The organism is Halomonas binhaiensis (assembly GCF_008329985.2).
Lineage (GTDB): Bacteria > Pseudomonadota > Gammaproteobacteria > Pseudomonadales > Halomonadaceae > Halomonas > Halomonas binhaiensis.
The window spans coordinates 1,148,267-1,160,949 of the sequence record NZ_CP038437.2; the positions used below are offsets into that span (position 1 = coordinate 1,148,267).

Consider the following 12,683-nt stretch of genomic DNA (forward strand, 5'->3'; position numbering starts at 1 on the left):
GTGTCGGGAAACTGTTGAAGCAACCAGATGGATACAAGTCTCTCATGACAGGTGTAGCGAAATCAGATAACACCAAGTCGGGGAGATATAATAAACATCGTAAAAAGGCTGACATCATTGTCGGCCTTTTTTATGCGAATCCAGAGAAGAAGGTTCTCTGAATGGATTCAGTAATTTGTCGTTATGTTGCTATGCACAATAATAATACATGTGCCTCTTGTGTCGGTATCCACAAGAGGTAACACTGATAGGAACGACAAAAAGTAATAGATAGCAAGCGAAACATAATAAGTGGGATTAACGTGCAGCTTGTCGTACTGCTCAGCCAATGATTGGCTGAGAAGGCTCGCACGTGTCCATACAACGTTGGCCACATGGGAGATCCATAGTGATAGTTGGAGCACTAAGGGAAAGGTACGAGGGGGAAGCGCGGGTAGCGTTGACCCCCGAAAGTGCTGGGCAGATTCAGAAACTGGGTCATGAGTGCCTGGTCGAGAGTGGTGCCGGGGAGCTTGCCGGGTTCTCTGATGAAACTTATGAGCAGGCTGGCGTTACGGTCGTGGCGAATGCCCAGGCGTTGTTCGATCAGGCCGATGTAGTGGTCAAGGTGCGTGAGCCGAGTCAGCAGGAAGCTGACCAGCTGCGCAAGGACCAGACGCTGATCAGTTTCTTCTGGCCAGGCCAGAGTGAAGAGATGCTGGAGCGCTGCAAGGAAAAGGGCGCTAATGTCATTGCCATGGACATGGTGCCGCGGATCTCCCGCGCCCAGAAAATGGATGCTCTGTCTTCCATGGCCAATATTGCCGGGTATCGTGCGGTCATCGAAGCTGGCAACCAGTTTGGCCGCTTCTTCACCGGACAGGTTACTGCGGCGGGCAAGGTGCCTCCGGCCAAGGTGCTGGTCATTGGTGCTGGTGTCGCCGGTCTGGCAGCCATCGGTACTGCAACCAGCCTGGGAGCCGTGGTGCGTGCTTTCGATGTGCGCCCGGAAGTGGCGGAACAGATCGAGTCGATGGGCGCTGAGTTCCTGTTCCTGGATTTCGAGGATAGCCAGGATGGCGCTGCGACAGGTGGCTATGCGGCGCCTTCCAGCCCCGAATTCCGCGAGAAGCAACTGGAGTTGTTCCGCCAGCAGGCTTCGGAAGTGGACATCGTCATTACCACTGCCCTGATCCCGGGCCGTCCTGCGCCGAAGCTGTGGCTGGATGACATGGTCAAGGCCATGAAGCCGGGCTCCGTGGTCGTCGACCTGGCCGCTGAACGAGGTGGTAACTGTGATGCTACCGTGCCCAACGAGCGCATTGTCACTGACAATGGTGTGGTCGTGGTGGGTTACACGGACTTCCCTTCACGCATGGCGACCCAGTCATCACTGCTGTATTCCACCAATATCCGTCATATGTTGACCGATCTGACACCTGAGAAGGACGGCCAGATCGTGCATGACATGGAAGATGACGTCATCCGTGGTGCTACGGTCACCTACCAGGGTGAAATCACTTTCCCGCCACCGCCTCCCAAGGTTCAGGCGATCGCAGCAGCGAAGCCCAAACCCAAGGAAAAGGAACTGACCGCGGAAGAGAAGAAGGCGGCGGAACATGCCTCCTTCGTGGCACAGAGCAAGCGCCAGATCGGCATGCTTGCCGCTGGTGGTGTGCTGATGCTGCTGCTGGGTCAGGTGGCACCGGCTTCTTTCATGCAACATTTCATTGTCTTCGCGCTGTCATGCTTCGTGGGCTTCCAGGTGATCTGGAACGTCAGCCACTCATTGCATACTCCGTTGATGGCGGTGACCAATGCCATTTCCGGAATCATCGTTCTCGGTGCCGTTCTCCAGGTAGGATCGGGCAGTTGGCTGGTCACGTTGCTGGCGGGTATCGCGGTGCTGATTGCATCCATCAACATCGTGGGTGGCTTCCTGGTGACACGCCGGATGCTGGCCATGTTCCAGAAGTCCTGACCGCGGAGATACGATATGTTTGGACATCAATTCGTAACTGCCGCGGCAATAGCGGCAAGTGTCCTGTTCATCCTCTCGCTAGGTGGACTGAGTAATCAGGAAAAGGCCAAGCGAGCAGTATGGTATGGCATCGTCGGTATGGGCCTGGCGGTGTTCTTTACTGCCTTCGGGCCGGGTATCGGCAGCTATTGGCTGATGCTGCCGATGATGGCCATCGGTGCGGCCATCGGCGTGGTGGTGGCAAAGAAGGTCGAAATGACCGAGATGCCGCAATTGGTTGCTGCCCTGCATTCCTTCGTCGGTCTGGCGGCAGTGTTCGTCGGCTGGAACGCCGACCTTGAGCGCGAGCGTGTCCTGTCCATGCGCGCTGCTGGAGAATCCCTTGATTCCCTGTCGGCCTTCGCCGGGACACTGGCACACAAGACTGCCGCAGAGCTGAGCTTCCTGCAGGTTGAGGTTGTGCTGGGCGTATTCATCGGTGCGGTGACATTCACTGGCTCGATCATCGCTTTCGGCAAGCTGGCAGGCAAGATCGACGGCAAGCCCAAGCAGTTCCCGGGCGGTCACTGGCTGAATGCAGGTGCGGCGGTACTGTCCTTGCTGCTGGCCATTGCCTACTTCAGTGGCGCAGGCTTCTGGACGTTGCTGCTGATTGCTGCTCTGGCATTCTTCATTGGCTGGCATCTGATCCAGGGTATCGGTGGTGCGGACATGCCGGTGGTGGTGTCGATGCTCAACAGCTACTCCGGTTGGGCCGCAGCGGCTATCGGTTTTACCCTGTCTAACGATCTGCTGATCGTGACCGGGGCCCTGGTGGGTTCTTCCGGTGCGATTCTGTCGTACATCATGTGCAAGGCGATGAACCGCAAGTTCATCAACGTCATCCTGGGTGGCTTTGGTGGCAGCAAGGGCCCGGCAGCCGAGATCGAAGGCGAGCAGATCGCCATCGACTCCGGAGGCGTGTCCGCTGCGCTGAATGATGCTGACAGTGTCATCATCGTTCCCGGATATGGCATGGCGGTGGCCCAGGCGCAGAACGCTGTCAGCGACCTGGTACGCAAGCTGCGTGCGGCAGGCAAGGAAGTGCGCTTCGGTATTCACCCGGTAGCGGGGCGCTTGCCTGGCCACATGAACGTGCTGCTGGCCGAAGCCAGGGTGCCGTATGATATCGTGCTGGAAATGGATGAGATCAACGATGACTTTGCCTCCACGGACGTGGTCATCGTCATTGGCTCCAACGACATCGTCAACCCGGCCGCCCAGGAAGATCCCAACAGCCCCATTGCAGGGATGCCGGTACTGAAGGTGTGGGAAGCCAAGCAGGTGTTCGTGAGCAAGCGTGGTCAGGGAACGGGATACTCCGGTATCGAGAACCCGCTGTTCTACAAGGAGAATACCCGCATGTTCTATGGCGATGCCCGCGAGAGTATCGACTCTTTGCTGTCCTTGATCGACTAGTTGCCGTCGTTCGACGGGTACCAGCGTCATCAATTGCAGTATGTCCTGATGGAAACGCCCCTTGCGAGGGGCGTTTTTCGTTACAATCCGTACAGGACATTCTTGGGTTGGAGACAGTATGACTGATGAGCGCATGACGGTAGCGGTTCTGGGCGGTGGTAGCTTCGGCACGGCGCTGGCCAGCATCGCAGCGGACAATGGTTGCGAAGTGCACCAATGGTTGCGTGATGCCTCCCTGGTGGAAAGCATCAACCGCGATCATCGCAACCCGAGCTATCTGCCAGATTACGTCATCAATTCCGCGGTGGTGGCTTCGACTGACATGAGCAAGGTACTGGACGGCGCCGATGTCGTTCTGGTGGCCATTCCATCGAAGGCTTTTGCTGACGTCGTACGACAGGCGCGCCCCTGGCTCAAGCCGGAGCAGACTCTGGTCAGTACGACCAAGGGAATTCAGGAAGATGGCTTCAAGCTGATGAGCCAGATTCTCGAGGATGAAACCGGCTTTTCCCATGTCGGGGTGCTGTCTGGACCCAACCTGGCCTCGGAAGTGGCCGACAAGCAACTCACCGCCACAGTGATTGCCAGCCAGGATGCCACGACGCGTTCACGTATCCAGGCTGCCCTGGGGTGTGATTATTTTCGCGTGTATGCCAGCAACGATCGCTATGGTGTCGAGCTGGGTGGCGCACTGAAGAATATCTATGCCATTGCGGCTGGCATGGCGGCCGCTCTGGGCATGGGAGAAAACACGCGAAGCATGTTGATGACCCGGGCCTTGGCCGAGATGAGTCGTTTTGCCGTGGCTCGGGGCGCCAATCCCATGACATTCCTTGGCCTGGCTGGGGTGGGGGATCTTATTGTGACATGCTCATCCCAATTGTCGCGCAACTATCGGGTCGGCTACGCCCTGGGGCAGGGCAAGGCGCTGGATGAGGCAGTGGAATCCCTGGGGCAGGTAGCGGAAGGCGTCAACACAGTTCGCCTGGTGCGCGATAAGGCGCGTGAGGACAATGTCTACATGCCGCTGGCCGAGGGGCTTTTCCAGGTGTTGTTCGAGGGCGTGCCAGCCCGGGAGATGGCAAAGCTGCTGATGCGTGGCGAACAGAGCAGCGATGTGGAATTCGTACTGCCTCGCGAGCATGTGCAGCAGGACCAGCGACAGGCAGAAAACCCAGGGGAGCGAAGCGATGGCTGAACCCTTGTTGATCATGCGTCATGGCCAGGCGGAGCCAGGTTTTCCTGACCCTGATCGGCGCCTGTCCAGGAAAGGTGAGAAGGAGGCCCGTCGCATGGGACGTTGGCTGGCCAAGCGCAAGGACCTGGATGTCGCACGTTTGCGCCTTGTTGCCAGCCCATACGTGCGTGCCCAGCAGACCGCGGCCCTGGTGGCGGATGCCCTGGCCGACAGGTCAGGGAGCGAGCCTGATATCGACACCCTCGAACTGATCACTCCGGATGATTCTCCCCAGGTCGTCATCGATTGGCTGCTGGGCGAGGATGATGATTGTCCGTTGATACTGGTCAGTCATATGCCGCTGGTTGCAGCACTCACCGGCATGCTGATCGAAGGGCGCAATGATGCCGGCATCGGCTTTTCCACGGCCGCCATTGCTGAGTTGCACGCTGATGTACGTGCTGCCGGTTGCTCGCGCCTTGTCGGTCTGATGACACCATCGCAGTTGAAATGAGCCGTCGCAGCTGAAATGAGCCGTTGCTGAACAGGAGAACCCGATGGGCTATATCGTCAATAACCGGATCTATGTGAACCCTGGTTTCGAAGAAGAGTTCGAAGCACGTTTTCGTGCCCGGGTCGGCCAGATCGACAAGCAGCCTGGCTTTGTTGCCATGCGCGTATTGCGCCCCATGGGCAACCAGGCGCCCTATGTCGTCGAAACCGAATGGGAAAGCCAGGATGCCTTTCGTGCCTGGGTAGGCAGTGAAGACTTCAAGCTTGCCCATGCCAACCCACTGCCCAAGGAAGCCACCCGAGAAGGAGGTGGCCTGGAACAGTTCGAGGTGGTAGTGGGGACGGAATCCAGGGGCTGAGCAGTGGAACGGCCTAGGCTTTGTGTAAAAAGTCGGCGAGCGATGATCAGGCAAGGCGGAATCGATCGACAAATCGTCAGGAATGGCGATTTGGGCAGCTCCGCTGCTCGTAGAGCGAGCGGCAGGGAGGCCGCGAGTCAAAAAGCAGAGTTTACAGGGTGTAAATGAGCATTTTGAGATCGCTGCCAACGCAGCATGAGCAAGCGCAGGCACTTTTCGTACAAAGCCTAGATCAGTCCACTGACCCGAAGTACAAACACCCCGGCCGTTACCGTGATGCTGGCCAGGAGTGTTGTCAGGGCGATGATGTTGGCAGTCAGCGTTTCGCCACCACCCATGGCCTTGGCCATGACGAAGGCTGCAGCCGCGGTGGGGCTGGCGAAGAACAGGAACAGCACACCCAGCTCCCGTCCTTCGAAACCGCATGCCCATGCCAGCCAGGTCGCGACCGCCGGAATGACCACCATCTTGGCGATACTGGCACTGAACGTGGTGCGATATCCCTGGCGCAGGGCTCGGGTGGAAAGGGTCGCGCCGATGCAGATCAAGGCCAGAGGCAGGGTCAGTGAGGCGAAGTAATGGCCGCTGGTGTCCAGCCACTTGGGCAGGTTGATATCAAGGATAGCCAGCGGGATGGCGGCCAGCACAGACAGAATCAACGGGTTATGCAGGATATGGCGAAAGATGCTGGCCCAATCCACCCCGGTGCCATCCTGGCGTTCCTGGTAAGTAGCCAGGGCGATCACCGACAGCACGTTATAGCTCAGTATCACCACCCCCAGCAGCAGGCCTCCTGTCGAAAGACCAGCGTTACCATACATTCCCGCCGCCAGTGCCAGTCCGACAATACCGGCATTGCCCCGGAAGGCCCCCTGGATATAGATGCCACGCAGTGGTCGTTTCACTCGCAGAATGGCCCAGCCCCAGCAAGCCAGGAAGCTGGCCAACGTGGCCAGGGCAAAGAACCCCAATAGCCAAGGGTTGAACGTCGTATCGAGGTCGGCATTCAGCAGGCTGAGGAAGATCAGTGTCGGCAAGGTGCCACGAAATACCAGTCTGGAGGCGGTGTTGACGAAGGTCTGGTCGATCCACTTCAAGCGCTTGAGACCGATACCGATAAAGACCATGGCGAAGACGGGCAGGGTGATATTGAGGGTGGCGAGAAAGATATCGAGGAGCGACATTCCGCTGTCCTGGAGGTAAGGCCGACCTCTTTGTTCACGACCTGACGAGATCGTTTCCAGATGCTGTCAGTAGTGATCGGGAAGGCAGGGTGGTGGTTAAACTTTGGTCTAAATCTACCATATCGTCTCTTGTCAGTCAGTTTCAGGATGGCTAGTTTATCATTTGTATGATGTATGACATTGAGGCTATCAAGGGATGCGCAGCCACTCATGCGCGTGTCTCCTCCTGGCTTCATGTTCCCACATAGAACAGGTGAGATGAGGGCTATCAGGTGAGTTTTACACGCGAACAAGTCAAACAGGCCATTGGCGATGGGTTGCTGTCATTTCCGGTGACAGATTTCGATGATCAGGGTCGCTTTGACGCTGACAGCTATCGTGCGCGCCTGGAGTGGTTCATCAGCCACGACATTTCCGCCGTGTTCGTTGCGGGGGGGACAGGGGAGTTCTTTAGCCTGTCTGTCGACGACTTCCGGGAAGTGGTGCGTCTGGCCGTGAAGACTGTCGCCGGCAAGATTCCGGTGATTGCCAGCGCCGGCCTTAGCGTGGCCACCGCTTCCACCTTTGCCCAAATTGCCGAGGAAGAGGGCGCCGACGGCATTCTGTTGATGCCCCCTTATCTGACCGAGTGTCCTCAGGATGGCCTGGTCGAGTATGCCCGTCAGATCTGTGATTCCACTTCTGTCAGCGTGATCTATTACAACCGTGGCAATGGCGTGATGAATGCACGCTCCGTGCAGCGCTTGGCCGATGCCTGTCCGAACCTGATTGGTCTCAAGGATGGCAAGGGCGATATGCAGGCCCTGAACCGTATCATCAAGTCCGTTGGTGAGCGGCTCAGCTATGTCGGAGGGGTACCCACGGCAGAGATCATGGCAGAAGCCTATCTCGCGGTGGGTGTGAATACCTACTCATCCGCTGTCTTCAACTTCGTGCCTGACATGGCGGTAACGTTCTACAAGGCACTGCGTGCAGGAGACTCTGACACGGTGCGCAAGATTTCCCGTGAGTTCTTCCTGCCCTTTGTCGATCTGCGTGACAACAAGTCCGGCTATGCCGTGAGTCTGATCAAGGAAGGCACCAAGCTGATTGGCCGTCCTTCCGGTAGCGTACGCGCCCCGTTGGAGATGCCGGATGCCGAGGAAAGTGCCCGCCTTGCGCAGTTGATCGAGCGTGCCAGGAGCTTCTGAGCATTCGCGTAACGACCCATATCATCAATAACACCAATAACAACGATCGTTTGAGAGGTGAAAGATGAGCACGCCCAAGAATCCTTTTGCATTTGGCATGGTCGCATCTGTACTTGCTGCAACACTGGCCCTGGGGGCTGGTGTTGCCATGGCGGCAGATGGTCCTCTGCGCGGTAATGTACGTGTCGTGATCGGCTCCAGCTCCACTGGCGGCGATACCTACCAGAATTCTTCCATCGTGGTGGACAAGCTGGCCGACAAGCTGGGGGTTCGCATGAAGGTCGATGCGGTAGGGGTGAGTGCCGCCTATCGTGCGCTGGATCGTGATCCGCGTGGCAATACCCTGATGATCTTCCATGATCAGTCCTACCTCGGCCACCTCTACGGCGTGGAAGGTTACAAGGATCCCTTCGAGAACTATACCGTCGGTCCGACCATTGCCATCAACCCAGGCAATGCCTATCTGGTTCCCAAGGACTCTCCCTACCAGACGCTCGATGACATCATCGAGGCAGTCGGCAATGGCACAACAGTTCGAGTCGCGATCCAACCGGGCGGTGTCTCGGAAATCGGCTATACCGCACTCAAGAATGCCATTCGCATTGAGCATCCCGGCAAGGAAGACAACCTGGTGGCGGTCAATACCGGTTCTCAGGCGGACAAGAACCAGCTGCTGTTCGATGACCAGGCCGATCTGATCAATGGTTCCGTGCAGGCCAACGAGCAATACACACGCTTGCCGGAGGACGATCAGAAGGCCATGCGCTTCGTCTGGTTGACGGCCCGGCACGACACTATCCAGCAGGCACCGGAAAGCGGCCTCGGCGAAACCGACCGCGAGACTCTGCTGCAGTATGTGGAACCCAATGTCAGCGTGACCATGGGAGATGAAGACTTCACCTTCGATAAGGAGTTCTTCTTCCTCTACAACAAGGACATGGATCCAGCGATTGTCGAGCAGATCGACGCCACGCTGGAAGAGATCTATGCCGAAGGGGAAATCCAGGAAGAACAGAAGAAATCCTTCTTCATCCCGGACTTCATGCCTTCAGATGAGGCCCAGGCCCATCTCAAGGAAAAGGCGTCTCGCTACGAAGACATCATCGACAGCCTCAAAAAGTAAGCGGGGGCTCTTCTCTGGTACGGGAAAGGCGCGGCCAAGGCTGGCGCTTTTCCCTGTCGATGCCCTCCCGGAGTCACTATGGAATCCGTGCAGTCTTCCTTGTTCAACGTCTCGATTGATTTCGGGACCTCGCACTTGTTCTTTCCGCACATCATCCACTGGATTCTGGCGATTCTGTTTGCCTTCATCCTGGTGCTGAAAGTCCTGCCTTTCCTTGCCGCGGTCAGGCGTGGAGAGCGTACGCTTCCCATCATCGGGGAGCCGATGCATGTCAGCATGTTCATCGGAACGCTGGTTCTGATAGCGGCATATTTCTATCTGATGGGAGTGATCGGTGAGCTGTTTCCGTACACCGGGCTTGGTTTCCTGTTCACCTCCATTGTCTTTGTATTCCTCATGTCGTTGATGTTCATGGGCAGAAAATCCAGGCGCAAGGTCATCACTGCTCTGATCAATGCCATCGTCGCGCCCACTCTGGCCTGGTTCATTCTGGGCAAGCTGTTCTACATCACCTTGCCCTGACGGAGGCGGCTATCATCATGGATATTCTGGCTTCACTCGATTTTTCCTTCTTCCTGCTGGCGGCCCTGGGGACCCTGGTCGGTATCATCTTCGGTGCCATCCCCGGCATGACCGCGACCATGGCGGTGGCCGTCTGCCTGCCGCTGACCTATGCCCTGGGGCTGGAGCATGGTCTGGCATTACTGCTGGGCCTCTATGTCGGCGGGATTTCCGGAGGCATGGTGCCTGCCGTGCTGCTCAATATTCCCGGGACGCCTTCCTCGATCACCACCACCTTCGATGGTTATCCCATGGCCCAGAAGGGGGAAGGTGAGAGAGCGCTGAAAGTCTGCATCGTGGCGTCCCTGGTGGGGGGCTTGATCAGTGCGGTGGTGCTGTTCCTGTTTGCCCCCATGCTGGCGGACTTTTCGATCAAGTTCTCCTACGTGGAAAAGTTCCTGATTATCCTGCTGGCGCTGACGGTCATTGCTTCACTGTCGAGCAACATGCTGGTCGGTGTGTTCAGCGGGGTGATTGGTGTCTGGCTGAGCCTGATCGGTACCTACAGCCTGTCTGACGGGGGCAACGGCAAGACCCGCCTGATGTTCGATTTCCTCGAGCCCTATCTGGTCGATGGCTTTGCTCTGTTGCCGGTACTGATCGGGATCTTTGGTATTTCCACCATTCTGCTGGAGGCGGAAAAGGGCGTGAAAGGGGGGCTTTCCGGCAAATCCCTGAAGATTGGCAAGGAAGGCCATTTTTCTCTGGGACTGTTCAAGGGACGCTTGACCAACCTGGTGCGCTCATCCTTCATCGGCACCTTTGTTGGCATGTTGCCTGGAGTCGGTGGCAGTGCCGCCTCAGTTCTGGCCTATACCCAGGAAAAGAACCTGGCCAAGGACTCCAGCCAGATGGGCAAGGGGGCGCCGCAAGGTCTGATTGCTTCCGAGTCAGCCAACAATGCGCTGACCGGTGGGGCACTGATTCCACTGCTTTCCCTGGGAATTCCCGGCGATTCCACCACCGCGGTACTGATCGGAGCCTTCACGCTACAGGGAATTCAAGTCGGCCCGCTGTTCATTCCGGAAAACTCCACGACCTGGTACATCATGATGGTGGCGCTGGTGTTCGCCAACTTCGTGATGTTCTTCCTGATGTTCTTTGCCATCAAACACATTGCCAAGGTGGTGCTGGTACCCAAGTACATTCTCTATCCCCTCATCGTAATGATGTGTGTGGTCGGCGCCTACGCCATCAACTACGGCATCATGTTTGATGTCTGGACCCTGCTGATCTTTGGCGTGGTCGGGTATCTGGTGCAGAAGATAGGCCTTGAAGTCGCCCCCTTGATCATCGGCTTCATCCTGGGCGGCTCGGCGGAGGTCTACTTCGTCAAGAGCCTGGAATCCTTCGGCACCTATAGCATCTTCTTTACCAAGAGCCCCATTGCCATGGTGTTGTGGGGATTGATTGCCGCATCCGTGATCTTTGCCATCGTGATGGAATGCAAGAAGCGGGCACAGCATCGCCTGGAGGCAGCTCAGTGAAATTCGATCAGACTCCCAAGACGCATGTCATCAAGGTTCATCCTGACGACAACGTGGCCATCGTCGTGGAGGCAGGTGGCCTGAGCGAAGGCACGCGCATTGCCGATGATGTGGTGCTGGTTGCCGCCATTCCCCAGGGCCACAAGGTGGCACTCACCGAGCTGGCCGAGGGCGATACAGTGGTTCGCTATGGCGAAGTCATCGGCACCGCCACCCGTGCTATTCCCAAGGGTGGCCACGTCAATGAAACCAATGTACGCCTACCGACACCACCGCCCCTCGACAGCTTGCCGCTGGCGACTCGCAAGGCAGCGCCTGTAGAGCCGCTCGAAGGTTACACCTTTGAAGGCTTTCGCAACCCGGATGGCAGTGTCGGCACCAAGAACGTGCTGGGTATCTCCACCAGTGTGCAGTGCGTGGCGGGCACCGTGGAACATGTCGTACAGCGCATCAAGCGTGAGCTATTGCCGCGATTCCCCAATGTGGATGATGTCGTTGGGCTCAATCATGCCTATGGCTGCGGGGTGGCGATCAATGCTCCGGCGGCGATAGTGCCGATTCGGACGCTGAAGAACATCGCCTTGAACCCCAACTTCGGCAACGAAGTGATGGTCATCGGCCTGGGCTGCGAGAAGCTGCAGCCTTCGACACTGATCGACGATCGCCCGGTCAAGATCTACGAGAACACTGAGGCCGCGAATCCCGATGCCAATGTACTGAGCCTTCAGGACGAATCCTTCCAGGGCTTTGGCGACATGATCGACGGCATCCTGGCCATGGCTGAGCGCCATCTGGAGCGCCTCAATCGTCGCCGTCGCGAGACGTGCCCGGTTTCCGACCTGGTGGTGGGAACTCAGTGTGGTGGCAGCGACGCCTTTTCTGGCGTGACGGCCAACCCTGCTGTCGGCTTTGCGGCAGACCTCATCGTGCGTGCCGGTGGCAGCGTGATGTTCTCCGAAGTCACGGAGGTTCGGGATGCCATTCACTTGCTGACGCCACGTGCCGTGACCCCGGAAGTGGGGCAGGCATTGCTCGATCAGATGGCCTGGTACGACGACTATCTGTCCCAGGGGCAGGCTGATCGCAGTGCCAACCCTTCCCCTGGCAACAAGAAAGGGGGGTTGAGCAATGTAGTGGAAAAGGCACTGGGCTCCGTCATCAAGTCCGGCAATTCTCCGATAGCGGATGTCATTGGTCCCGGAGAGCGCCTGCGCCGCAAGGGGATGACCTTTGCCGCAACCCCGGCTAGTGATTTTGTCTGCGGCACCCTGCAACTGGCGGCAGGCATGAACCTGCAGGTGTTCACCACCGGGCGTGGGACGCCCTACAACCTGTCCATGGCCCCTGTGATCAAGGTGTCCAGCAACTCGACCCTGGGCCAACGCTGGCATGACCTCATTGATCTGGATGCCGGGCGTATTGCCACCGGAGAAGCTTCCATCGAAGACATCGGCTGGGAGCTGTTTCATTTGATTCTCGATGTGGCCAGCGGCCGAAAGCAGGTCGCGGCTGAGCGACTGGGGCTCTACAACGATCTGGTGCTGTTTAATCCTGCTCCGGTGACGTAAGGCCCTCGCCATCGCAAGCGTCTGTCATCGGCGCTTTGTATAGATGGCTGTGCCTTATGTGATCGTGCTTTCCATTTTTCTGATTCTGTTTTTCCGAGGCTCA

At 57.5% G+C, this 12,683-nt stretch carries 11 protein-coding genes; 10 read left to right on the top strand and 1 reads right to left on the bottom strand.

Annotation, left to right across the window (positions count from 1 at the left end):
- The first annotated feature begins 388 nt into the window (after nucleotides 1-388).
- From E4T21_RS04950 to E4T21_RS04970, 5 genes are all read left to right on the top strand, one after another.
- On the top strand, nucleotides 389-1,960 hold the full coding sequence (locus tag E4T21_RS04950) for a Re/Si-specific NAD(P)(+) transhydrogenase subunit alpha (protein WP_149283977.1): 1,572 nt from the start codon (nucleotides 389-391) through the stop codon (nucleotides 1,958-1,960).
- Nucleotides 1,961-1,975: 15 nt separating this feature from the next.
- Nucleotides 1,976-3,418 (top strand): NAD(P)(+) transhydrogenase (Re/Si-specific) subunit beta, encoded by a 1,443-nt coding sequence (locus E4T21_RS04955; RefSeq protein ID WP_149283978.1) that lies wholly within the window; start codon nucleotides 1,976-1,978, stop codon nucleotides 3,416-3,418.
- Between the two features lie 118 nt (nucleotides 3,419-3,536).
- Nucleotides 3,537-4,616, top strand: coding sequence for an NAD(P)H-dependent glycerol-3-phosphate dehydrogenase (locus E4T21_RS04960; RefSeq protein ID WP_149283979.1), 1,080 nt, complete (start codon nucleotides 3,537-3,539; stop codon nucleotides 4,614-4,616).
- Nucleotides 4,609-5,109 carry a phosphohistidine phosphatase SixA gene (gene sixA, locus E4T21_RS04965; protein ID WP_149283980.1) on the top strand — a complete coding sequence of 167 codons (501 nt, stop codon included), beginning with the start codon at nucleotides 4,609-4,611 and terminating at the stop codon, nucleotides 5,107-5,109. The genes E4T21_RS04960 and sixA overlap by 8 nt, the downstream gene beginning before the upstream one ends.
- Nucleotides 5,110-5,152: 43 nt before the next feature.
- Complete coding sequence (locus E4T21_RS04970; RefSeq protein ID WP_149283981.1) at nucleotides 5,153-5,467, top strand: antibiotic biosynthesis monooxygenase family protein; 315 nt, start codon at nucleotides 5,153-5,155, stop codon at nucleotides 5,465-5,467.
- Nucleotides 5,468-5,694: 227 nt separating this feature from the next.
- Here E4T21_RS04970 and E4T21_RS04975 read toward each other — a convergent pair whose 3' ends face one another.
- Nucleotides 5,695-6,651: an AEC family transporter gene (locus tag E4T21_RS04975; RefSeq protein ID WP_149283982.1), complete on the bottom strand. Its 957-nt coding sequence runs from the start codon at nucleotides 6,649-6,651 to the stop codon at nucleotides 5,695-5,697.
- A gap of 272 nt (nucleotides 6,652-6,923) precedes the next feature.
- Between E4T21_RS04975 and kdgD the strand changes: the two genes are divergently transcribed.
- The 5 genes from kdgD to garD all read left to right on the top strand — a co-directional run bounded on the left by kdgD (nucleotide 6,924) and on the right by garD (nucleotide 12,580).
- Nucleotides 6,924-7,841, top strand: coding sequence for a 5-dehydro-4-deoxyglucarate dehydratase (gene kdgD / locus E4T21_RS04980; protein ID WP_149283983.1), 918 nt, complete (start codon nucleotides 6,924-6,926; stop codon nucleotides 7,839-7,841).
- 64 nt (nucleotides 7,842-7,905) lie between these two features.
- Nucleotides 7,906-8,964 (top strand): type 2 periplasmic-binding domain-containing protein, encoded by a 1,059-nt coding sequence (locus E4T21_RS04985; RefSeq protein ID WP_240349293.1) that lies wholly within the window; start codon nucleotides 7,906-7,908, stop codon nucleotides 8,962-8,964.
- Nucleotides 8,965-9,042: 78 nt separating this feature from the next.
- Complete coding sequence (locus E4T21_RS04990) at nucleotides 9,043-9,486, top strand: tripartite tricarboxylate transporter TctB family protein (protein ID WP_149283984.1); 444 nt, start codon at nucleotides 9,043-9,045, stop codon at nucleotides 9,484-9,486.
- Between the two features lie 17 nt (nucleotides 9,487-9,503).
- Nucleotides 9,504-11,012, top strand: a complete 1,509-nt coding sequence (locus tag E4T21_RS04995) for a tripartite tricarboxylate transporter permease (RefSeq protein WP_149283985.1) — start codon at nucleotides 9,504-9,506, stop codon at nucleotides 11,010-11,012.
- Nucleotides 11,009-12,580 (top strand): galactarate dehydratase, encoded by a 1,572-nt coding sequence (gene garD / locus E4T21_RS05000; protein WP_240349294.1) that lies wholly within the window; start codon nucleotides 11,009-11,011, stop codon nucleotides 12,578-12,580. The genes E4T21_RS04995 and garD overlap by 4 nt, the downstream gene beginning before the upstream one ends.
- The last annotated feature ends 103 nt before the right edge of the window (nucleotides 12,581-12,683 follow it).